Origin of the sequence: Bacillus sp. FSL K6-1005 (assembly GCF_038000225.1) — a bacterium.
GTDB classification, from domain to species: domain Bacteria; phylum Bacillota; class Bacilli; order Bacillales; family Bacillaceae; genus Bacillus; species Bacillus mojavensis.
Genome location: NZ_JBBOBP010000001.1, coordinates 1,680,074 through 1,702,346, shown reverse-complemented (window position 1 = coordinate 1,702,346; position 22,273 = coordinate 1,680,074). Strand labels below are relative to the sequence as shown.

20 protein-coding genes are annotated in these 22,273 nt (G+C 42.8%); 17 read left to right on the top strand and 3 right to left on the bottom strand.

Annotated elements, in window-relative coordinates:
- Positions 1-2: 2 nt before the first annotated feature.
- The 16 genes from rodZ to NST16_RS08830 all read left to right on the top strand — a co-directional run bounded on the left by rodZ (position 3) and on the right by NST16_RS08830 (position 19,519).
- Complete coding sequence (gene rodZ / locus NST16_RS08905) at positions 3-911, top strand: cell shape determination protein RodZ (protein WP_412096228.1); 909 nt, start codon at positions 3-5, stop codon at positions 909-911.
- Between the two features lie 49 nt (positions 912-960).
- Entirely contained in the window at positions 961-1,542 is a 582-nt protein-coding gene (gene pgsA / locus NST16_RS08900) for a CDP-diacylglycerol--glycerol-3-phosphate 3-phosphatidyltransferase (protein ID WP_168747873.1), read from the top strand.
- Between the two features lie 18 nt (positions 1,543-1,560).
- Positions 1,561-2,811, top strand: a complete 1,251-nt coding sequence (locus tag NST16_RS08895; RefSeq protein WP_268446158.1) for a competence/damage-inducible protein A — start codon at positions 1,561-1,563, stop codon at positions 2,809-2,811.
- A 172-nt stretch (positions 2,812-2,983) separates the two neighbouring features.
- Entirely contained in the window at positions 2,984-4,030 is a 1,047-nt protein-coding gene (gene recA, locus NST16_RS08890; protein ID WP_010334307.1) for a recombinase RecA, read from the top strand.
- A gap of 158 nt (positions 4,031-4,188) precedes the next feature.
- On the top strand, positions 4,189-5,367 hold the full coding sequence (locus NST16_RS08885; protein ID WP_340885789.1) for a serine hydrolase domain-containing protein: 1,179 nt from the start codon (positions 4,189-4,191) through the stop codon (positions 5,365-5,367).
- A gap of 286 nt (positions 5,368-5,653) precedes the next feature.
- Positions 5,654-7,216 (top strand): ribonuclease Y, encoded by a 1,563-nt coding sequence (rny, locus tag NST16_RS08880; protein ID WP_010334309.1) that lies wholly within the window; start codon positions 5,654-5,656, stop codon positions 7,214-7,216.
- A 61-nt stretch (positions 7,217-7,277) separates the two neighbouring features.
- The gene (gene ymdB, locus NST16_RS08875) at positions 7,278-8,072 is read left to right on the top strand and encodes a 2',3'-cyclic-nucleotide 2'-phosphodiesterase (RefSeq protein WP_003245138.1); all 795 of its coding nucleotides are present in this window, start codon (positions 7,278-7,280) and stop codon (positions 8,070-8,072) included.
- A 199-nt stretch (positions 8,073-8,271) separates the two neighbouring features.
- Complete coding sequence (gene spoVS / locus NST16_RS08870; RefSeq protein ID WP_003154135.1) at positions 8,272-8,532, top strand: stage V sporulation protein SpoVS; 261 nt, start codon at positions 8,272-8,274, stop codon at positions 8,530-8,532.
- 264 nt (positions 8,533-8,796) lie between these two features.
- The gene (tdh, locus tag NST16_RS08865) at positions 8,797-9,840 is read left to right on the top strand and encodes an L-threonine 3-dehydrogenase (protein WP_340885786.1); all 1,044 of its coding nucleotides are present in this window, start codon (positions 8,797-8,799) and stop codon (positions 9,838-9,840) included.
- A 13-nt stretch (positions 9,841-9,853) separates the two neighbouring features.
- Entirely contained in the window at positions 9,854-11,032 is a 1,179-nt protein-coding gene (locus tag NST16_RS08860) for a glycine C-acetyltransferase (RefSeq protein ID WP_326333492.1), read from the top strand.
- A gap of 142 nt (positions 11,033-11,174) precedes the next feature.
- On the top strand, positions 11,175-12,704 hold the full coding sequence (miaB, locus tag NST16_RS08855) for a tRNA (N6-isopentenyl adenosine(37)-C2)-methylthiotransferase MiaB (protein ID WP_340885782.1): 1,530 nt from the start codon (positions 11,175-11,177) through the stop codon (positions 12,702-12,704).
- Position 12,705: 1 nt separating this feature from the next.
- Positions 12,706-13,137, top strand: coding sequence for a RicAFT regulatory complex protein RicA family protein (locus tag NST16_RS08850; protein WP_010334317.1), 432 nt, complete (start codon positions 12,706-12,708; stop codon positions 13,135-13,137).
- A gap of 254 nt (positions 13,138-13,391) precedes the next feature.
- Positions 13,392-13,937: an outer spore coat protein CotE gene (cotE, locus tag NST16_RS08845; RefSeq protein WP_003231833.1), complete on the top strand. Its 546-nt coding sequence runs from the start codon at positions 13,392-13,394 to the stop codon at positions 13,935-13,937.
- A 132-nt stretch (positions 13,938-14,069) separates the two neighbouring features.
- The gene (gene mutS / locus NST16_RS08840) at positions 14,070-16,646 is read left to right on the top strand and encodes a DNA mismatch repair protein MutS (RefSeq protein ID WP_010334318.1); all 2,577 of its coding nucleotides are present in this window, start codon (positions 14,070-14,072) and stop codon (positions 16,644-16,646) included.
- 15 nt (positions 16,647-16,661) lie between these two features.
- Positions 16,662-18,545 carry a DNA mismatch repair endonuclease MutL gene (gene mutL / locus NST16_RS08835; protein ID WP_010334319.1) on the top strand — a complete coding sequence of 628 codons (1,884 nt, stop codon included), beginning with the start codon at positions 16,662-16,664 and terminating at the stop codon, positions 18,543-18,545.
- A 236-nt stretch (positions 18,546-18,781) separates the two neighbouring features.
- Entirely contained in the window at positions 18,782-19,519 is a 738-nt protein-coding gene (locus NST16_RS08830; RefSeq protein WP_340885774.1) for a CPBP family intramembrane glutamic endopeptidase, read from the top strand.
- A gap of 37 nt (positions 19,520-19,556) precedes the next feature.
- Here NST16_RS08830 and NST16_RS08825 read toward each other — a convergent pair whose 3' ends face one another.
- Positions 19,557-20,003, bottom strand: a complete 447-nt coding sequence (locus NST16_RS08825) for a YrvL family regulatory protein (RefSeq protein WP_168747895.1) — start codon at positions 20,001-20,003, stop codon at positions 19,557-19,559.
- Positions 20,004-20,257: 254 nt separating this feature from the next.
- Positions 20,258-20,815, bottom strand: a complete 558-nt coding sequence (locus tag NST16_RS08820) for a hypothetical protein (RefSeq protein WP_340885769.1) — start codon at positions 20,813-20,815, stop codon at positions 20,258-20,260.
- 119 nt (positions 20,816-20,934) lie between these two features.
- Here NST16_RS08820 and NST16_RS08815 point away from each other — a divergent pair, with 119 nt between their 5' ends.
- Positions 20,935-21,540 carry a TetR/AcrR family transcriptional regulator gene (locus NST16_RS08815; RefSeq protein WP_010334323.1) on the top strand — a complete coding sequence of 202 codons (606 nt, stop codon included), beginning with the start codon at positions 20,935-20,937 and terminating at the stop codon, positions 21,538-21,540.
- Positions 21,541-21,887: 347 nt separating this feature from the next.
- Here NST16_RS08815 and NST16_RS08810 read toward each other — a convergent pair whose 3' ends face one another.
- Complete coding sequence (locus NST16_RS08810) at positions 21,888-22,247, bottom strand: hypothetical protein (protein ID WP_010334324.1); 360 nt, start codon at positions 22,245-22,247, stop codon at positions 21,888-21,890.
- Positions 22,248-22,273: the final 26 nt, after the last annotated feature.

Below are 22,273 nucleotides of genomic sequence, written 5' to 3'. Positions count from 1 at the left end.
TTGTGACTGAACTAGGAATCCGGCTGAAAGAAGCCAGAGAGGAAAAAGCAATGTCATTGGATGATCTCCAAGCGGCAACTAAGATTCAAAAAAGGTATTTAACCGCCTTGGAGGAAGGAAATTATGACATTATTCCGGGTAAGTTTTATGTCCGGGCTTTCATCAAACAATATGCGGAAGCCGTCGGGCTTGATGCTGACCAATTGTTTGAAGAGTATAAAAAAGATATCCCGAATACGTATCATGACGATGTGTCTGAAAAAATCTCCGGCATGAATATGCAGAAGGAAATGCCAAAGCCTGCTTCTAAGGCGCTGGAATTGCTGCCTACAATACTTGTGATTCTCGGCGTGATTGTCGTGATTGCCATTGTTTACGCTATAATTCAGTTTGCGAATCATAAAAACGATGATAATAGCAACGCGGCATCAGAAAAATCAATCACGAAAAGTGAAAGCAAGTATGAGATCCCTAAGGATTCGACGCTGAAAGAGAATCAAACCAATAGCTCTGCAAAAGAGACAGACACAAAAAAAGAAACGAAAGACAAAGAAGATAAAAAAGAAGACAGTAACAAACTAGAGATGAAAGCAACTGGCACTGAAGGATCTGTAACAACGTATGAAGTGTCCGGCGCCGATAAAATCGAGCTAGAGCTGAAGGCTTCAGACAGCTCTTGGATTCGAGTGCGCGACGAAAACAGCAGCTCTCTCAAAGAGGGTACACTGAAAAAAGAAGAAACGTATAAAAAAGACATAACTGATCAGAAACAAGTTGAAATCCGCACAGGATATGCACCTAACCTGAAAATAAAAATCAACGGTGAGGTTCTGTCGTATAAACTTGATCCTAAAGAAGTGATGGCACAAACAATAAAGATTGTAAATAAAAAGGAAGAAAAGTCATCTTAATCACCAGATGACTTTTCTTCACGTCCGAGTATGAAACTGGAGGGGCTTTATGTTTAACTTACCGAATAAAATCACACTAGCAAGAATTGCATTAATCCCGATCTTCATGATTATCATGCTGGCGCCGTTTGACTGGGGCAGGCTCGATTTTGGAGACGAATCCATTCCGGTCACACACTTAGCGGGCGCTATTTTGTTTATTATTGCATCGACGACAGATTGGATAGATGGTTATTATGCCCGCAAACTGAACCTTGTTACAAACTTTGGGAAATTTCTCGATCCGCTTGCGGACAAACTTCTCGTATCGGCAGCGTTAATTATCCTTGTGCAATTTGATCTTGCTCCCGCTTGGATGGTCATTGTGATTATCAGCCGGGAGTTTGCCGTAACAGGTTTAAGGCTTGTATTAGCCGGAACGGGAGAAGTAGTAGCTGCGAATATGCTTGGTAAAATTAAAACATGGGCACAAATTATTGCAGTATCTGCATTGCTTCTTCACAATCTTCCGTTTGAGCTTGTGTCATTTCCGTTCGCTGACCTGGCGTTATGGGTAGCCGTATTCTTTACCGTTGTATCTGGGTGGGACTATTTCGCTAAAAACTGGGAAGCGCTAAAAACATCTAACTAAGAAAGAAGGACATACGTGATGGAATTTCCAAAAAAAGCAGAAATTATTGCAGTAGGTTCAGAGCTCTTGCTTGGTCAGATTGCCAATACAAATGCTCAATTTATCAGCAAACAGCTGGCAGAAATCGGAGTAAACGTATTCTACCATACAGCAGTCGGTGATAATCCGGAGCGACTGAAGCAGGTCATCCGCATTGCTGAAGAGCGCTCTGATTTTATTATTTTTTCAGGAGGGCTCGGACCGACAAAAGATGATTTAACAAAAGAAACGATAGCTAATGTGCTGGGACGCCCGCTCGTTTTAAATGATGAGGCGTTTCAATCCATTGAGGATTATTTCAAACGAACAAAACGCACGATGTCACCTAATAACCGAAAACAAGCGCTTGTCATCGAAGGATCTGACGTACTGGCAAATCACTTTGGAATGGCGCCGGGAATGCTTACAGAGCATGATTCACGCTTTTATATGCTTCTTCCCGGACCGCCGAGTGAATTGCGTCCGATGTTTGAAAATGAGGCTAAACCGCTTCTTCTTAAAAAGATGGGCTCAAATGAAAAAATTGTGTCAACGGTTCTTCGCTTCTTCGGTATCGGCGAATCTCAGCTAGAAGCTGATTTAGAAGATATCATTGATGCACAGACGAACCCGACGATTGCTCCATTGGCAGCGGATGGAGAGGTGACGCTGCGCCTGACAGCGAAACATGCTGATGAAAAAGAAACAGAGCGTTTGTTAAAAGAAACAGAAGCCGTTATTTTAGAACGTGTCGGTGAATTTTTCTATGGCTACGACGATACATCGCTTGTGAAAGAGCTATCTAAAGCATGTAAGGAAAAAGGCATCACGCTTTCTGCCGCAGAAAGCTTTACCGGCGGGCTGTTTTCTGAATGGCTGACAGACCTTAGCGGCGCTTCAGCGTTGTTTTCCGGCGGCGTCGTTTGCTATTCAAACGAAGTGAAGCAAAATGTGCTCGGCGTCAAAAAGGAAACATTAGACCGTTTCGGCGCAGTCAGCGAGCAATGCGCATCTGAGCTCGCAAAGGGTGTTCAGCAGCTCACTGGAAGCGATATGGGCATTAGCTTTACCGGTGTTGCCGGCCCTGATACTCAAGAAGGCCATGCACCTGGACATGTGTTTATCGGTATTTCTGCAAATGGAAAAGAAGAGGTTCACGAGTTTCACTTTGCGGGCTCCAGAACAGGAATTAGAAAACGTGCTGCTAAATATGGCTGCCATTTAATTTTAAAACTGTTAGAACAAAAATAATGTTTTCAGCAAACTATCCTCCTCAAAAAACATGATTTCTCCGGCTCATTATGATATTTTGGTAGAAATCAGGCCAAGAAAAAATCCGAATATGCGTTCGCTTTTTTCTTGGCAAATCCCTTCAAACAGGGTATAGTATATGTAGTGGTAACATAAAGGAGGAAAAAATAGAATGAGTGATCGTCAGGCAGCCTTAGATATGGCTCTTAAACAAATAGAAAAGCAGTTCGGCAAAGGTTCCATTATGAAACTGGGAGAAAAGACAGATACAAGAATTTCTACTGTTCCAAGCGGCTCCCTCGCTCTTGATACGGCACTGGGAATAGGCGGGTATCCCCGCGGACGGATTATTGAAGTATACGGTCCTGAAAGCTCAGGTAAAACAACTGTGGCGCTCCATGCCATTGCTGAGGTTCAGCAGCAGGGAGGACAAGCTGCGTTTATCGATGCGGAGCATGCGCTAGACCCGGTATACGCACAAAAACTCGGTGTCAATATCGAAGAGCTTTTACTGTCTCAGCCTGATACAGGCGAGCAGGCGCTTGAAATTGCAGAAGCATTGGTTCGAAGCGGTGCAGTTGACATCGTCGTTGTCGACTCTGTAGCGGCGCTCGTTCCGAAAGCGGAAATTGAAGGCGACATGGGAGATTCACATGTCGGTTTGCAGGCGCGTTTAATGTCTCAAGCGCTTCGTAAGCTTTCAGGGGCAATCAACAAATCGAAGACAATCGCGATTTTCATAAACCAAATTCGTGAAAAAGTCGGCGTTATGTTCGGAAACCCGGAAACGACTCCCGGCGGCCGTGCGCTGAAATTCTACTCTTCCGTTCGTCTTGAGGTACGCCGTGCTGAACAGCTGAAACAAGGCAACGACGTTATGGGGAATAAAACGAGAATCAAAGTCGTGAAAAACAAAGTAGCTCCTCCGTTCCGTACAGCTGAGGTTGATATTATGTATGGAGAAGGTATCTCAAAAGAAGGCGAAATCATTGATCTTGGAACTGAACTTGATATCGTGCAAAAAAGCGGTTCATGGTACTCTTATGAAGAAGAGCGTCTTGGCCAAGGCCGTGAAAATGCCAAACAATTCTTAAAAGAAAATAAAGATATCATGCTGATGATTCAGGAGCAAATTCGTGAACATTACGGCTTAGATAATAACGGAGTAGTACAGCAGCAGGCGGAAGAGACACAGGAAGAACTCGAATTTGAAGAATAAAAATAAAATGAATTTGAAATGATAAAAAAGGCAGAGGAAAACTCTGTCTTTTTTTCTGCAAAATAATGATAAATAAATTGCTTTTTTTAACAACTTTTATAGCGCTTCATACGTCTAACAAAATGTGTATTTGAAATTAGATTGGGAGGATAAAATGCATGACAAGCCCCACTCGCAGAAGAACTGCGAAGCGCAGACGCAGAAAACTAAATAAAAGAGGTAAATTTTTGTTTGGTATGTTGGCCGTAATCATTTGTTTCACGATTTGGAATGCCGTTCATCATGAGGATGAAGAAGCCGAACCATCTCAAGAAGCTGCGGCGATTTCTGATACCGGTCAGAAGCAAGCTGATCAGAAGAAAAACAAAGCCAAAAAAACAGAGGAACAAATCAAAACTGTGGACCGCAATCCAAAAATCAGCAGTTATTTAAAAGAGATTGGCTTCAGCGGGACAGCCATGATCGTCAGAAACGGAGAAGTCGAATTAAATAAAGGTTTTGGCTATGCGGACCGCAAGCATCACATAAAAAACAATCCTGCGACAACTTTTTATATCGGATCATCACAAAAAGCGCTAATAGCAACCGCTATTTTGCAGCTTGAGGAAAAAGGAAAACTCCAGACAAGTGATCCGGTCAGCACGTATTTACCCCATTTTCCCAACGGAAAGAATATTACATTAAAGAATCTGCTTACTCATACATCGGGAATAAACGGACATGTTGAAGGGAATGGCGCGATCACTCCTGATGACTTAATAAAAGACATCGAACAGCAAGGAATCAAACGTCAGCCTGGAATGTGGGACTATCAGGATTCTAACTATTCAGTTCTCGCTTATCTTGTTGCTGAAGTGAGCGGCGAGTCTTATGAACAATACATAACCAATCATATTTTTAAGCCGGCGGGGATGACGCATTCGGGTTTTTACAAGACATATGATAAGCAGCCTTATCCAGCTGTCGGCTATAAGCTGGAAGGCAGCAGAGCCATTACACCGTATATGCTCGATTTATCTCAGATGTATGGAGCAGGCGATATATATATGAGTGCTACAGATATGTACAAATTTGACAAAGCGTTGATAGACGGCAAGCTTTACTCGCAAGAAAGCTATGAAAAAATGTTCACACCAGGGAGCAGTTCCACATACGGAATGGGGTTTTATGTTGCTCCCGGAAGCTACTCAAACCACGGAGTCATGCCTGGCTTTAACGTATTGAACAGCTTCAGCAAATCCGGACAAACCGTTGTTGTTTTGTTGTCAAACATTCAAAATAACGCTAAACTTGGACAAGTGAACAATAAAATATACCAGCTTCTAAATCAGGAGTAATTTAAGATCTGTTTTTTTAAAAGATAGGCGGATTCATGTTCGGCACGGTAAATGGGGGCGGCTCGGCAAACGTTAAGCTGGCAAGCTTGACAAGTATTTCCGACACAATTACAATGAAGTTGTAACATTTGTTTTTTTAACATGATTGTTAAACCATTTAAACTTGACAAGGGCGATGAAACTTTCATTCCCTGTGAAGGTTCTGTATGTTGAGAAAACTAGACAATGTACATGCCGACACTTATTTTGAGCAACAACCAAGTTCATAGCAAGAGGAGGTGAAAGTATGACCCCAATTATGATGGTTCTCATCTCCATTTTGCTGATTCTACTCGGTTTAGTTGTTGGCTACTATGTTCGTAAAACCATTGCCGAAGCGAAAATTGCAGGCGCACGCGGTGCAGCCGAGCAAATTCTTGAAGATGCAAAGCGTGATGCTGAAGCACTGAAAAAAGAAGCTCTGCTTGAAGCAAAGGATGAAATCCACAAACTTCGAATAGATGCTGAACAAGAAGTTCGTGAAAGACGAAATGAGCTTCAAAAACAAGAAAACCGTTTACTCCAAAAGGAGGAAAACCTTGATCGCAAACATGAGGGAATTGATAAACGGGAAGCGATGTTGGAGAAGAAAGATCATTCTCTGAATGAACGACAACAACATATTGAAGAGATGGAAAGCAAAGTGGATGAGATGATTCGTATGCAGCAGTCAGAGTTGGAACGAATTTCGAGTCTGACTCGTGACGAAGCGAAACAAATCATTCTTGACCGGGTTGAAAACGAGCTTTCACATGACATCGCCATCATGACAAAAGAAACTGAGAACCGTGCGAAAGAAGAGGCTGATAAAAAAGCGAAAAACATTCTTTCACTCGCCTTACAGCGCTGCGCAGCGGACCACGTTGCCGAAACAACGGTATCAGTTGTCAATCTTCCAAATGATGAGATGAAAGGACGTATCATCGGCCGGGAAGGGCGTAACATTCGTACGCTTGAAACGCTGACAGGTATTGACCTGATTATCGATGATACCCCTGAAGCTGTCATTCTGTCCGGATTTGATCCGATCAGACGTGAAACAGCAAGGATTGCTCTTGATAAACTCGTTCAGGATGGCCGCATTCATCCGGCACGGATTGAAGAAATGGTTGAAAAATCTCGCCGCGAGGTCGATGACTACATTCGTGAGATGGGTGAGCAAACGACATTTGAGGTTGGCGTTCACGGCCTCCACCCAGATCTAATCAAGATTCTCGGCCGCTTAAAGTTCCGTACAAGCTACGGTCAAAATGTGCTTAAGCATTCCATGGAAGTCGCATTCTTGGCTGGGCTGATGGCATCGGAGCTTGGAGAAGATGCAAAGCTTGCGAAACGGGCGGGACTCCTTCATGACATCGGAAAAGCGATTGACCATGAAGTAGAAGGAAGCCACGTTGAAATCGGAGTCGAGCTTGCGACTAAATATAAAGAGCACCCAGTCGTAATTAACAGTATTGCATCACACCATGGGGACGAGGAGCCGACTTCCATTATCGCTGTGCTGGTAGCTGCAGCAGATGCGCTTTCCGCTGCAAGACCTGGCGCGAGAAGTGAGACGCTCGAAAACTACATTCGAAGACTTGAAAAGCTCGAAGAAATTTCTGAGTCCTACGAAGGTGTTGAAAAATCATTTGCGATTCAGGCTGGACGTGAAGTGCGTATTATGGTGAAGCCGGATTCAATAAATGATCTTGAAGCCCATCGCCTGGCGCGAGATATCCGCAAACGAATTGAGGACGAGCTCGATTATCCAGGTCATATTAAAGTGACAGTCATTAGAGAAACTCGAGCCGTAGAGTATGCAAAATAAAGTGATGCGCTAAGCATCACTTTATTTTTTTGACGGCTGAGGAATAGAAAGGATTTACAAAATGAGAATTTTATTTATCGGAGATGTTGTCGGGTCACCGGGCCGCGACATGGTAAAAGAGTATGTGCCCAAGCTGAAAACAAAATACAAGCCGCATTTTACTATTATAAATGGCGAAAATGCCGCACATGGAAAAGGCTTAACAGAAAAAATCTATCACAGTTTAATACAGTCTGGCGCGGATGCGATCACGATGGGAAACCATACATGGGACAAAAAAGAAATTTTCGATTTTATCGACGATGTCCCGAACTTAGTTCGTCCCGCAAACTTTCCGGAGGGCACACCGGGGAAAGGGATCACATATGTGAAAGCAAACGGTAAAGAACTTGCCGTTATAAACTTACAAGGCCGTACGTTTTTACCGCCGCTCGATGATCCGTTTTTAAAAGCGGATGAATTAATTGCCGAAGCTGCTAAAAGAACACCGTACATTTTTATCGACTTCCATGCGGAAGCGACAAGTGAAAAGCTCGCACTCGGCTGGTACACGGATGGACGGGCATCTGCTGTAGTAGGAACTCACACTCATGTGCAAACAGCGGACAACCGCATTTTGCCGAAGGGCACGGCATATATTACGGATGTAGGAATGACCGGTCCATATGACGGTATACTGGGGATGGACAGAGAAACGATTATCAAGCGTTTCAAAACAAACCTTCCTGTGCGCTTTACTGTCGCTGAAGGAAAAACAACCCTAAGCGGAGTGGTCATCGATATAGATGATCAAACGAAAAAGGCCGTTAAAATCGAACGTATTTTAATCAATGATGATCACATGTTCTTTGAATAATTAATCACATGGTTATTTTATAAAAATATTAAAAAGAAAAGCAGGAATATAGCAACTCCTTAGTGAATATAGTAAAAATGGAAGGTAGCCCGCTATTTTTGAAAAGCATTGTGGGGATGGCTTTTTGGATAGCAACATCTAATAATGATTGTTCTAATGAACACTCACTTATCCATTGTAAAACTAAGGGGGAGCAGAAATGGAAATCTTAAAAGTTTCAGCAAAATCGAGTCCAAATTCAGTGGCAGGTGCGCTTGCAGGTGTGTTAAGAGAGCGCGGGGCCGCCGAGATTCAAGCAATTGGAGCGGGTGCTTTAAATCAAGCTGTTAAAGCTGTGGCAATTGCCAGAGGATTTGTGGCGCCGAGCGGGGTTGATTTGATTTGTATTCCAGCTTTTACTGATATTCAGATCGATGGTGAAGAAAGAACAGCGATTAAATTAATTGTGGAGCCTCGCTAAGAAAAATAAAGTATTCACAACCTGTTTGCATCATGCAAGCAGGTTGTTTTTCGTTTATTGTGATATTTTCTCTCAATAGTATTTTGATAATATAAATGAACCATATGTCACGTGTAAAAAGCATTCCCGTTTTTTTTGAAAAAAAATTCAGCCCATTTTTCAAGACGGATACTTTTGTATTTCCTGAGAGGACACAGCTGTTTACGATGATTCCAGAGCATGGTACAATCCGGTTATAACAAGACTTTTAAAGGAGGATTGTACATGCAGAGTGGAAAGATGAAAGCTGTAATGAAAAAACACGGTGCTTTCGGCGCTGTGCTGGCTGAAGTTCCCATTCCTGAAATTGATAAGCATGAAGTTCTTATAAAAGTTAAGGCAGCTTCCATTTGCGGCACGGATGTCCATATTTATAATTGGGACCAATGGGCACGGCAAAGAATAAAAACTCCTTGTGTCTTCGGCCATGAGTTCAGCGGGATTGTCGAGGCTGTAGGCGAGAATGTCAGCAGTGTAAAAATCGGGGAGTATGTTTCTGCGGAAACGCACATTGTATGTGGCACATGCGTCCCATGTTTAACAGGAAAGCCTCATGTGTGTAAAAATACGGCCATTATCGGAGTGGACACGGCAGGCTGTTTTGCGGAGTATGTCAAAGTGCCGGCCGAAAACGTTTGGAAGAACCCCGCGGATATGGACCCGGCGATTGCTTCCATTCAAGAGCCTTTAGGAAATGCTGTTCATACAGTTCTTGAGAGTCAGAACGCCGGAGGAACGACAGCCATTATCGGATGCGGGCCGATCGGACTTATGGCGGTAGCGGTCGCAAAAGCAGCAGGTGCAGCGCAGGTGGTCGCCATTGACAAAAATGAGTACAGATTAGCTCTCGCCAAACAAATGGGTGCCACAAGGGTGGTCTGCATCGAAAAAGAAGATCCGCTCAAAATTGTAAGCGCTTTAACAGAGGGAGAAGGCGCTGATCTCGTTTGTGAGATGTCGGGTCACCCTTCAGCTATTGCACAAGGCCTTGCAATGGCTGCTAATGGCGGGAGATTTCATATTCTCAGTCTGCCGGAACATCCCGTTACCATCGATTTGACGAATAAAGTCGTGTTTAAAGGCCTTACCATCCAAGGGATCACAGGGAGAAAGATGTTTACAACATGGCGGCAGGTTTCACAATTGCTTGGATCAAATGTACTGGATCTATCGCCTATTATTACCCATCAGTTTCCATTAGAAGAATTTGAGAAAGGGTTTGAACTGATGAGAAGCGGACAGTGCGGGAAGGTTATTTTAATTCCATAAAAGGGGGATCAACATGACAAAAGAATTTGAGTTTCTAAAAGCAGAGCTTGAAAGAATGAAAGAAAACCATACATGGCAAGACGTTAAACAGGTTGAATCAATGCAGGGCCCTTCTGTTACAGTGAATCATAAAAAAGTCATTCAGCTTTCTTCTAATAATTACCTCGGATTTACTTCACACCCAAGACTCATCAAAGCTGCACAGGAGGCTGCTCAGCAATTTGGAGCCGGTACCGGTTCAGTCCGAACAATCGCCGGAACGTTTACCATGCATCAAGAATTGGAGAAAAAGCTGGCAGCCTTTAAAAAAACAGAGGCGGCACTTGTCTTTCAATCAGGCTTTACAACAAACCAAGGTGTGCTTTCCAGCATTCTTTCAAAAGACGATATTGTCATTTCCGATGAATTAAACCATGCCTCTATCATCGATGGAATCAGATTGACAAAGGCGGATAAAAAGGTTTATCAGCATGTGGATATGAGTGATTTAGAGAAGGTGCTGAGAAAATCAATGAATTACCGCATGCGTTTAATTGTCACTGACGGCGTATTTTCAATGGATGGCAATATTGCTCCTCTGCCTGACATTGTGGAGCTCGCTGAGAAATATGACGCTTTTGTGATGGTTGATGACGCCCACGCATCTGGAGTGCTTGGCGAAAGCGGCAGAGGGACGGTAAATCATTTCGGTCTTGACGGAAGGGTTCATATTCAAGTTGGAACGTTAAGCAAGGCAATCGGAGTCTTAGGGGGATACGTTGCCGGTTCAAAGGTGTTAATCGACTACTTGCGTCATAAAGGGCGTCCGTTTTTATTTAGCACGTCGCATCCTCCGGCTGTAACTGCAGCTTGTATGGAAGCAATTGATGTCTTGCTGGAAGAGCCGGAGCATATGGAGCGTCTGTGGGAGAATACTCATTATTTTAAATCAAGGCTTATCCAAATGGGCTTTACTCTCACGCAGAGCGAAACGCCGATTTTGCCTATTTTAATAGGTAATGAGGGGGTAGCAAAGCAATTTTCTGATCAGCTCCTGTCTCAAGGTGTTTTTGCACAAAGCATTGTTTTCCCGACTGTCGCAAAAGGAAAAGCCAGAATACGTACGATTCTGACAGCCGAGCACACCAAAGAAGAACTGGATCAGGCGCTTGATGCCATCGAAAAGGCAGCAAAGGAGCTTCAGCTATTGTAGGGAGAAGGGAACACTCTTCTCCCTTTCATTCCTTATTGATTATTATTCTCAATGAGTGTACAATGATAGGTTGCCAGTTGTGCGGAGCTTCAATAACCTTTATACTGGAGGGTGGAATTTGGTTTGAAAGGAGAAATATCATATGAATGAAAAGCAAAAATTAGAGAGCGGACAAGTTAATCCATCGGACAAAAAATCCGAGAAGGATTACAGCAAGTACTTTGAAGCTGTCTACATTCCGCCTTCTTTAAAAGATGCGAAAAAACGCGGCAAAGAAGCCGTTACTTACCATAATGACTTTAAAATTTCTGAAGAATTCAAAGGCATGGGTGAAGGAAGAAAATTCTATATCCGGACGTACGGCTGCCAAATGAACGAACATGATACAGAAGTAATGGCAGGGATCTTTATGGCTCTTGGCTATGAAGCGACAAACTCTGTTGACGATGCCAATGTCATTCTGTTAAATACATGTGCAATCCGTGAGAATGCGGAAAACAAGGTGTTCGGTGAGCTTGGACACTTAAAAGCACTCAAAAAAAATAACCCAGATCTTATCTTAGGCGTTTGCGGCTGTATGTCACAAGAGGAATCAGTCGTTAACAGGATTTTGAAAAAACATCCGTTTGTCGATATGATTTTCGGGACGCATAATATCCATCGTCTGCCGGAGCTTTTGTCTGAAGCATACCTTTCAAAAGAAATGGTCATAGAAGTTTGGTCCAAGGAAGGCGACGTCATAGAAAACCTTCCGAAAGTCCGCAACGGAAAAATTAAGGGCTGGGTCAACATTATGTACGGCTGTGACAAGTTCTGTACGTATTGCATCGTACCGTATACACGCGGAAAAGAAAGAAGCCGCCGTCCGGAAGAGATCATTCAGGAAGTAAGAAGACTTGCAAGCGAAGGCTATAAGGAAATTACACTTTTAGGCCAAAACGTAAACGCGTACGGAAAAGACTTTGAAGATATGAACTACGGCCTTGGTGATTTGATGGATGAGCTGCACAAAATCGATATCCCGAGAATCCGTTTCACAACGAGTCATCCGCGTGACTTTGACGATCATCTCATTGAAGTGCTTGCAAAAGGCGGAAATCTGCTCGATCACATTCATCTGCCGGTCCAATCAGGAAGCTCAGAGGTTTTGAAACTGATGGCACGCAAATATGACAGAGAGCGTTACATGGAGCTCGTCAAAAAAATCAAAGCGGCTATGCCAAACGCTTCTTTAACAACTGACATTATCGTCGGCTTCCCTAACGAAACGGATGAACAGTTTGAAGAAACGCTGTCATTATACCGTGAAGTGGAATTTGACAGCGCCTATACGTTCATTTACTCTCCGCGTGAAGGCACACCTGCGGCAAAAATGAAAGATAACGTTCCGATGAGAGTGAAAAAAGAACGCCTGCAGCGTCTGAACGCATTGGTTAATGAAATTTCCGCTAAAAAAATGAAGGAATATGAAGGCAAGGTTGTCGAAGTATTAGTTGAAGGCGAAAGCAAAAACAATCCTGAGGTTCTTGCCGGCTACACTGAAAAAAGCAAGCTTGTGAATTTCAAAGGTCCAAAGGAAGCGATCGGCAAAATCGTTCGCGTGAAAATCCAGCAAGCGAAAACGTGGTCGCTTGACGGAGAGATGATAGGAGAAGCAATCGAGGTGAAATAAGATGACGCTCTACTCTAAAAAAGACATTGTGCAGCAAGCTCGAAACCTTGCAAAAATGATCTCTGAAACGGAAGAGGTTGATTTTTTCAAACGTGCTGAAGCGCAAATTAATGAGAACGCAAAAGTGTCTGTAATCATTAATCAGATTAAAGCCCTGCAAAAACAAGCCGTTAATCTGAAGCATTACCAAAAACTCGAAGCGCTCAAACAAGTAGAAGAGAAAATTGATGCGCTGCAAGAGGAGCTTGAAGATATTCCTGTCATCCAGGAATTCAGAGACTCTCAGGTTGAGGTGAATGACCTTCTGCAGCTCGTGGCGACCACCATTTCCAACCAGGTCACAAATGAAATCATTGCATCAACCGGAGGCGATCTTCTAAAAGGAGAAACCGGTTCGAAGATGAAACATTCAAATAACAGCTGTTCTCTTTAAACACGGTGCCTTTTCAGGCCCGTGTTTTTTTATGTTGAACTATAAAAGAACTAAATAAACTATGTACTAAATATTCAATATGTTTTGCTGCCTTTAGCCAAATAAACTTTATCGCACTTATAAGTAAAGTTTCTAGGCACCCCTGCATACAATGGAACAGAAACTTTGTATTTTTATATTTTATTTATAAAAATGCACACTAGACGAATGCCCAGCATAAGATAACACGAAGAAGAACAAGGAGGCATGCCGGAATGTCTGAATACAGGGAAATTATCACGAAGGCGGTAGTAGCGAAAGGCAGAAAATTTACACAGTGCACCAATACCATCTCCCCTGAGAAAAAACCGAGCAGCATTTTGGGCGGTTGGATTATCAATCACAAATATGACGCAGAAAAAATCGGAAAAACCGTAGAAATTGAAGGGTATTATGATATAAACGTATGGTACTCTTACGCGGACAATACAAAAACAGAGGTTGTCACAGAACGAGTGAAGTACGTGGATGTGATTAAACTCAGATACAGAGATAACAATTACTTAGATGATGAGCATGAAGTGATTGCAAAAGTGCTTCAGCAGCCAAACTGTCTTGAAGTGACCATTTCACCGAATGGCAATAAAATTGTTGTGCAAGCGGAGAGAGAGTTTTTGGCGGAAGTGGTAGGGGAAACAAAGGTTGTTGTAGAAGTAAATCCTGATTGGGAAGAGGATGACGAAGAGGATTGGGAAGACGAACTTGATGAAGAGCTGGAGGACATCAATCCTGAATTTTTAGTTGGAGATCCTGAAGAATAAAAAAGAGACTAGGGGAGTCGGTACCCCAAGTCTCTTTTTTTATATAGACATATCATTCTTTTAACACTTTCTGTTTATGTTATAATGAAGGCTGGCAAATAGAAACGTTGATACATAGTGAGGGATTAAACAATGGCTACTTATACGCCTATGATACAGCAATATTTAAAAATAAAGGCAGAGCACCAGGATGCCTTTTTATTTTTTCGTCTCGGTGATTTTTACGAAATGTTTTTTGAGGACGCTAAAAAAGCGTCACAAGAGCTGGAAATAACGTTAACAAGCAGAGATGGAGGCGCCGCTGAAAAAATACCGATGTGCGGTGTGCCGTATCATTCTGCTTCGGCATACATTGAGCAGCTTATTAAAAAAGGATACAAGGTAGCCATATGCGAACAGACCGAAGATCCAAAGGCTGCAAAGGGCGTCGTCAAACGTGAAGTCGTTCAGCTGATTACGCCCGGAACTGTAATGGATGGAAAAGGCATCCATGAGTCAGAAAACAATTTTATTGCATCAGTTTCGTCATGCTCAAACGGATACGGACTGGCCCTGTCCGATTTAACAACGGGTGAAAATTTGGCTGTTTTAATTGAACGGCTGGAAGACGTCATATCAGAAATTTATTCAGTTGGCGCTCGGGAAATTGTCGTATCGGGAAGCCTTGATGAAAAAACGGTTGCTCAGCTGAAGGAGCGGTGCGGCGCTACCATTTCAATTGAAGATGGGCAAACGGATGAGCACGTTCAGATTATTGAGCATTTACAGAACCAGGACATAACGAATACATTTCTCCGTTTATATACGTATCTGAAAAGGACTCAGAAACGGAGCTTAGATCACCTTCAGCCTGTACAAGTGTATGAGCTTGAAGAAGCCATGAAAATCGACTTATACTCCAAGCGAAATTTGGAGCTGACCGAAACGATCCGTTCAAAAAATAAAAAAGGCTCCCTGCTATGGCTGCTTGATGAAACAAAAACAGCGATGGGGGGGCGGCTGCTGAAACAGTGGATTGACCGTCCGCTTATCAGAGTGAATCAAATTGAAGAGCGCCAGGAAATGGTAGAAACATTGATGTCTCATTTCTTTGAACGGGAGGATCTGCGCGAGCGTTTAAAGGAAGTCTATGATTTAGAACGCCTCGCAGGCCGTGTGGCATTCGGAAATGTCAATGCGCGGGATCTCATTCAGCTGAAGGAATCATTAAAGCAAGTGCCCGGCATTAAACAGCTTGTTGCTTCGCTGGCTCATAAGAAAGCGAAGGAACGTGCGGAGCGGATTGACCCGTGCGGTGATGTTCTGGCATTACTGGAAGAAGCCCTTTACGAAAACCCTCCGTTATCAGTAAAGGAAGGAAACCTGATCAAAGACGGGTACAATCAAAAGCTCGATGAATACCGCGATGCAAGCAGAAACGGGAAAGACTGGATTGCCCGCCTTGAACAGCAGGAACGTGAATATACAGGCATTCGGTCATTAAAGGTCGGCTTCAATAAAGTATTTGGTTATTATATTGAAGTGACAAAGGCGAATTTGCACCTTCTTGAAGAAGGGCGTTATGAGCGGAAGCAGACGCTAACGAATGCAGAACGCTACATTACACCTGAATTAAAAGAAAAAGAAGCGCTCATTTTGGAAGCGGAAAATAACATCTGTGAGCTGGAATACGAGCTGTTCACCGAGCTGCGTGAGAAAGTGAAATTGTATATTCCACGTTTGCAGCAGCTCGCCAAACAGATGAGTGAGCTCGATGCGCTGCAATGCTTTGCGACAATCAGTGAAAATCGTCATTACACAAAACCAGAGTTTTCTAAAGATGAAGTTGAGGTCATAGAGGGCAGACACCCGGTTGTTGAAAAAGTAATGGACAGCCAGGAATATGTGCCTAACAACTGTGTGATGGGCGGCAACAGACAGATGCTGCTCATTACCGGTCCGAACATGTCGGGGAAAAGCACATACATGAGACAAATCGCGCTCATCTCTATTATGGCGCAAATTGGCTGCTTTGTGCCCGCGAAAAAAGCTATGCTTCCGATTTTTGATCAAATTTTCACCCGAATCGGCGCGGCGGATGATTTGATTTCCGGACAAAGTACATTTATGGTGGAAATGCTTGAAGCCAAAAATGCGATTGTAAATGCAACAAAAAACAGCCTCATTCTGTTTGATGAAATCGGGCGGGGAACGTCCACATATGACGGCATGGCCCTTGCGCAAGCGATTATTGAATATGTTCATGACCATATCGGCGCCAAGACGCTGTTTAGTACGCACTATCATGAGCTGACGGTTCTTGAAGAAAAGCTTCCGCAGCTGAAAAACGTCCATGTTCGTGCTGAGGAATATAATGGAACGGTTGTCTTTCTTCATCAAATTAAAGAAGGGGCAGCTGACAAAAGCTACGGTATCCATGTCGCCCAGCTGGCTGAGCTGCCGGCAGATCTGATTTCACGCGCTCAAGACATTCTAAAAGAACTTGAGCATTCAGGGAATAAACCAGAAGTGCCAGTGCAGAAACATGAGGTGAAAGAAGAGCCGGCACAGCTGTCCTTCTTTGGCGAATCGGATAAACCGGCTGCATCACCAAAGCTTTCTAAAAAAGAAAAGCAAGTACTTGATGTCTTTAAATCTCTGAATATACTTGATATGACACCGCTGGAAGCGATGAATGAAATGTACAAGCTGCAAAAGAAATTACATTAAAACGGGGTGATGAATGTGGCAAAAGTCATCCAGCTGTCAGATGAACTTTCTAATAAAATTGCGGCGGGCGAGGTTGTGGAACGGCCCGCCTCAGTTGTCAAAGAATTGGTAGAAAATGCCATAGATGCTGACAGCACAGTCATTGAAATCGACATTGAGGAAGCCGGTCTTGCATCCATTCGTGTTCTGGATAATGGAGAAGGAATGGAAAATGATGATTGCAAGCGTGCCTTCCGCCGCCACGCAACAAGTAAAATAAAAGATGAAAATGATTTATTCAGAGTGAGAACGCTTGGATTCAGGGGAGAGGCACTGCCGAGTATTGCGTCAGTCTCCCATCTTGAGATTACGACAAGCACGGGAGAAGGAGCGGGGACGAAGCTCATGCTTCAAGGCGGAAACATCATTTCTGAATCGCGTTCCTCAAGCAGGAAGGGAACGGAAATTGTCGTGTCCAATCTGTTTTTTAATACACCAGCCCGCTTGAAATATATGAAAACCGTTCATACAGAGCTTGGGAATATTACGGATGTGGTCAATCGGATTGCGCTGGCACATCCAGAGGTATCGATCCGCCTTCGCCATCATGGAAAAAACCTTCTCCAAACGAACGGAAATGGAGATGTGCGCCATGTCCTTGCCGCGATTTACGGTACGGCTGTCGCTAAAAAAATGCTGCCGCTTCATGTCAGCTCACTGGATTTTGAAGTAAAGGGATATATCGCGCTGCCAGAGATTACGCGGGCATCGAGAAATTACATGTCGTCTGTCATTAATGGCCGTTATATTAAAAATTTCCCGCTTGTCAAGGCTGTGCACGAAGGATATCACACACTTCTGCCAATCGGGCGCCATCCGATCACTTTTATAGAAATCACCATGGACCCGATTTTAGTCGATGTCAACGTGCACCCTTCGAAGCTTGAGGTGCGTCTCAGCAAGGAAACAGAGCTGCACGACTTAATTCGTGACGGCATAAAAGATGTATTTAAACACCAGCAGCTGATACCGAGTGCTCAGCTCCCGAAAAAATCAGCACCTGTCATCAAAAATGAACAGCAGTTCATAACCTTTGATGAAAAGCCTGCTGAAAGAAAAATACCGGAAAAAGCGCCTGTGCCTTCGTATTCACCAATGAAACTCAGCTCAGTTGTCAAAGAACCAGTTGAGATAGAAGACGAATTGCCTTCAGAGCAGCTTGAAACTCATTCTGTGGCTGAAACGAAACAAAGGATGGAAGAGCATGCTGTTACAGAAGAATGGTCTGAAGGATTCGAACAGGAGCCCGCTCAGGAACAGCAGCAGACATCATCTGAACGTGTTCCGATCATGTACCCGATCGGCCAGATGCATGGGACCTATATATTGGCGCAAAACGAAAACGGCTTATATATTATCGACCAGCATGCAGCCCAAGAGCGTATTAAATACGAATATTTTCGTGAAAAGGTCGGGGAGGTTGAGCCTGAGGTGCAGGACATGATCGTGCCGCTCACGTTCCATTATTCCACGAACGAGGCACTCATTATCGAACAGCATCAACAAGAACTCGAAAGCGTAGGTGTCTTTTTAGAGTCTTTCGGCTCGAACAGTTACATCGTCCGCTGCCACCCGGCTTGGTTTCCAAAAGGAGAAGAAGCCGAGCTGATAGAAGAAATCATTCAGCAGGTGCTCGATTCGAAAAACATTGATATTAAAAAGCTGCGTGAAGAAGCGGCGATTATGATGAGCTGTAAAGGTTCCATCAAAGCAAACCGCCACCTCAGAAACGACGAGATCAAAGCGCTTCTGGACGATCTCCGAAGCACATCAGACCCATTTACATGCCCGCACGGCCGTCCGATTATGATTCATCATTCCACGTATGAGATGGAAAAGATGTTTAAGCGTGTGATGTAGTAAATGTTCAATGCCTTTACGTTAGGATAAAAGCCCGCGATTTAAGCGGGCTTTTTTAAAAACTTATCATCATTTTCAGGTCAAAACAAAGAGCAATTCTCCTTTTTAGTGTATCTTGGCTGTGCATTGTTCAGTACATTTACTGCAGATGAGGATGTCGTCGTAATACTGCAAGGTATTTCAACGGCTCTCGGTATGCTGATACGTTTTACTCTTATAGAGGAAGGCGGTATGTCATGGAGATCGTTTTTTGGATTGTCATTCTGTTTTTGTTAACCTATGAGCCGATTTTTGGGTTTTATCATTTTCAGAAGTTTAAACAGAATATGAAAAGAAGCGAAAGTGCAAAGATAAAATATTACAAAGATGTAATGGTCGGCTTGTGGGTTCCAGCTTTGTTTATACTCACTTTAGCTGTATGCACCGATTTGTCTCTCAAACAAATGGGGATAACGATACCGGCCATTCGTACCGGAACGCTTGGTTCATTTGCGTCTTATATTTTTCTAGGGCTGGGTATTCTCTATTTTGTGCTTGTTCTGTATTGTATGATCGGCTATTGGTGCAGCCAAAAGGTAAAACATGACTTGTCCAAGAAAAAAGCTGAAGAAATGAAGAAATCTGATATTGGTGACATATTGCCGATAACCTTGAAGGAAAAAAGAATATGGAACTATGTTTCTTTAAATGCGGGGATAACGGAGGAGTTGATTTACAGAGGATTTTTGCTGTTTGCTCTGGCAGCCTTATTTCCTTCACTTTCAATTTGGATTGTTGTCCTTGCTGCCTCTCTGATATTTGGATTAGCCCACACGTATCAAGGGTTTTGGCAGGGGGTTGTGAGGACGTCATGTTTTGGATTTTTGTTTTGCTCACTTTCTATCATTCTAGGTTCCATCATTCCTCTTATTGTTTTACACTTTCTCGTTGACTATATAGGAAAGTTAGGCGATGAAAATGTCTTTAAAGCATAGAACCGCTTGAATCAATCACAAGCGGTTTTTTATCAGGTTATGATTTAGGCTGATGATCAAATGCTAGTTCAATCAACGCTATAAATGCTGATATGACAAAGAGTAATGCGTCCGGAATATAAATAGAATCCATAAAGTAATCTACTAAACAAATCGTTATAAAATTAGCGATGAAATAAAGGACAAATGCGAAAAGTGCTGTTTTTCTCATAGAAAGCGAATGGATCATGATCAGAGAAACGACTTTTGTTAGAGGATCTATGACCAGTCCGGCAGCAAAGCATCCCAATATAAAAAACAATAAGGTTTGATTGGAATCGTATGTGATGCCGAGGATGGTAAATAGCCCTTTTATGCCGAAGAAATAACCGCCGAAAATCACAGCGGCTGCAATTGTGATAAGGAGTCCAATGGATACAATCACTGTTATTTTTGAGCTTGGTTTTAAGTCTTTAAATGGCGTGTCATGTTCTTTCTGGCTCACGTATTACACTCCTTTATGTTAATGATTCACAATACAGCGGAACTCATCCGAATATACCGATATTAATAAAAATAGAATATGTATTCCTAGGCAAGTGCCTAATGAAAAAGCGAAAATCCGACAGGTATACTGAGAAAGCAGAGGTTTTTTCATATAAGCTCCTTATCTAGATGACTTGCATAAAGTGTAACATATATTTACAAAAGTGAAAAAATCCTTTTTCTATTGAAAAAGGATTTTTTGCGAGACTAATTTTAACTTCTGAGATTTTTCGAAGTTTTCGCTTTTTTCGGCCAGATAAAATAACTGGCGGTGATCAGGCAATCAATGCCGAGAATCACTGTCCATAGCTTTAAAATACTGCTCAGCGCTTCGGTTCGAGCATCATCATCAATAAAATAAATCATTCCGGCGAGCAGCCCGGCACCAATAAGATAAGCGAGCACATGTCTGATCAAGCTTTTCGCATAATGTTTCGCATGATCCATTCCATAGCGCACAAGCGGTTTTGAGCCTTGCTTTGTTACATAATAACGGAATTTTTCATCCGCCCATTGGATCATTTGCTTGCCGAAAGCGATCGATACGCCAATGTACACTGCCGCAATCGCGTGTGCAGTAGTCGCAACGGCTCCGCCGTATAAGTCCGCGGACGTCATTATTAACAAAATCAGGTCAATGACAGGGGTTAAGGCAAAAAGAAGCAGCCCTAATTTATCTTGTTTGAATAGATAGCGTACGACAAGGCCTAACACAATTACAACCCAAAATGCTATTTCACAGAAGACAATCATCCAAGCGACACTGTTCAATCTGTTCCCCTCTTTCCAATACAGTTGTATTATTTAATATGATTTTACCATCTGCGTTTTTATAAAACAACTGTATTATAAAAATTGCTCTCCGATTTTTTTCTTGGTAAAATAAAGACATGCCAAAACAAATTGACCATGAAAAAAGAAGAAAACACATTGCAGAAGCGACATGGCGGGTGATTTTAGAACGAGGGATGGAGGGGGCCTCAGTCAGAAACATTGCCAAGGAAGCAGGACTGTCGTTAGGTGCGCTTCGCCATTATTTTTCGACTCAGGATGAATTGCTTGTTTTTGCAATGAAACTTGTGAAAGAAAAGGTGACAGCTCGCATTAATGAAATTGCTGCCCATGATTTGCCGCCTAAAGAAAAAGTGTTACACATACTGCTTGAAATTGTCCCGACAAATGCTGAAACGATTAGAGAGATGGAGGTATGGTTTGCTTTTACTGTTTATGCGAGACATAAAGATAATATGTTTGACGCGGGACATGACGAGATTTACAAAGCAATTCGAAATCTGATTGACTACTTGGACCAGATTCATTTACTGCAAAAACATGCTGATAAAGAAATAGAAGGAGAGAGGCTGTACGCCTTAATCGATGGCTTGGCTTTACATGCGATGTTTGACCCTCGCCGTGTGAATAAAGAACGGATCAAACGTGTTATTATGCAGCATTTACAATCTATATGCGTTGATGAATCAGCCAAGAGTGAATAGGTCACTGCAAAAAGTTATTCTGAATGGACAAGTCTCCAAAAAGAATAACTTTTTTATGAGAATCAAGCGTAACTGCAAGAATGAATTGAAGAATGGAACGGCCGCATATTGTTTGGTAAAGTGGGAATGGAAGAGAGAATGAAAGAACTTCATATTGATAGGTATGGTGAAAATGGTTACTTATGCGGTACATACATCTTTTTATACTAATAACAGAATTACAATATACTTTTACCTTTAAACATAACGAAAATATCGGCTTACGGGTAAGAAAATGATTCCATGCAAACAAGCGCCTTTGGGGCAATTTCAAAGGCGCTGTATTCTTTCGACAGGTGAAAGTTTCTTCATTTGTTTTGTACATCAATAGTATATACCGCACGATCAGTCAGTACCTTCAATCCGCCATTTTCTTGGTGAATGTGAATATCTCCTAATAAAGGAATTTCATAAGCGTTCTGCGGAAGCGGTACGTCTCCAGCTTCAGTAAAGGTTGTTCCTTCCCCTTCCAGGACGAGTTCGTCATTTGCAACGTAGTCGTCAGGGTGGTTTGTGCTGCGTATGCCCACTTTTTGAAGGTGAAGAACAATCTGATCCAAATCTGAAATCTCGTCTTGGTTATTGGTCAGCTCGCCTTTTCTAATATCAAGCGTCTGGCCGATCCGCTCTCTCAACCATTCGGAAAGCTCAGTGTTGTTGAGTGTCATCAGTCATTCCTCCTTTTGATCTATAC

Coding starts and splice junctions, on each gene's coding strand:
- NST16_RS08850 (WP_010334317.1), top strand. CDS start 12,706: ATGACGCTCTACTCTAAAAAAGACATTGTGCAGCAAGCTCGAAACCTT.
- rny (WP_010334309.1), top strand. CDS start 5,654: ATGACCCCAATTATGATGGTTCTCATCTCCATTTTGCTGATTCTACTC.
- NST16_RS08830 (WP_340885774.1), top strand. CDS start 18,782: ATGGAGATCGTTTTTTGGATTGTCATTCTGTTTTTGTTAACCTATGAG.
- NST16_RS08810 (WP_010334324.1), bottom strand. CDS start 22,247: ATGACACTCAACAACACTGAGCTTTCCGAATGGTTGAGAGAGCGGATC.
- NST16_RS08860 (WP_326333492.1), top strand. CDS start 9,854: ATGACAAAAGAATTTGAGTTTCTAAAAGCAGAGCTTGAAAGAATGAAA.
- NST16_RS08895 (WP_268446158.1), top strand. CDS start 1,561: ATGGAATTTCCAAAAAAAGCAGAAATTATTGCAGTAGGTTCAGAGCTC.
- spoVS (WP_003154135.1), top strand. CDS start 8,272: ATGGAAATCTTAAAAGTTTCAGCAAAATCGAGTCCAAATTCAGTGGCA.
- NST16_RS08815 (WP_010334323.1), top strand. CDS start 20,935: ATGCCAAAACAAATTGACCATGAAAAAAGAAGAAAACACATTGCAGAA.
- miaB (WP_340885782.1), top strand. CDS start 11,175: ATGAATGAAAAGCAAAAATTAGAGAGCGGACAAGTTAATCCATCGGAC.
- NST16_RS08885 (WP_340885789.1), top strand. CDS start 4,189: ATGACAAGCCCCACTCGCAGAAGAACTGCGAAGCGCAGACGCAGAAAA.
- mutS (WP_010334318.1), top strand. CDS start 14,070: ATGGCTACTTATACGCCTATGATACAGCAATATTTAAAAATAAAGGCA.
- cotE (WP_003231833.1), top strand. CDS start 13,392: ATGTCTGAATACAGGGAAATTATCACGAAGGCGGTAGTAGCGAAAGGC.
- pgsA (WP_168747873.1), top strand. CDS start 961: ATGTTTAACTTACCGAATAAAATCACACTAGCAAGAATTGCATTAATC.
- ymdB (WP_003245138.1), top strand. CDS start 7,278: ATGAGAATTTTATTTATCGGAGATGTTGTCGGGTCACCGGGCCGCGAC.
- tdh (WP_340885786.1), top strand. CDS start 8,797: ATGCAGAGTGGAAAGATGAAAGCTGTAATGAAAAAACACGGTGCTTTC.
- recA (WP_010334307.1), top strand. CDS start 2,984: ATGAGTGATCGTCAGGCAGCCTTAGATATGGCTCTTAAACAAATAGAA.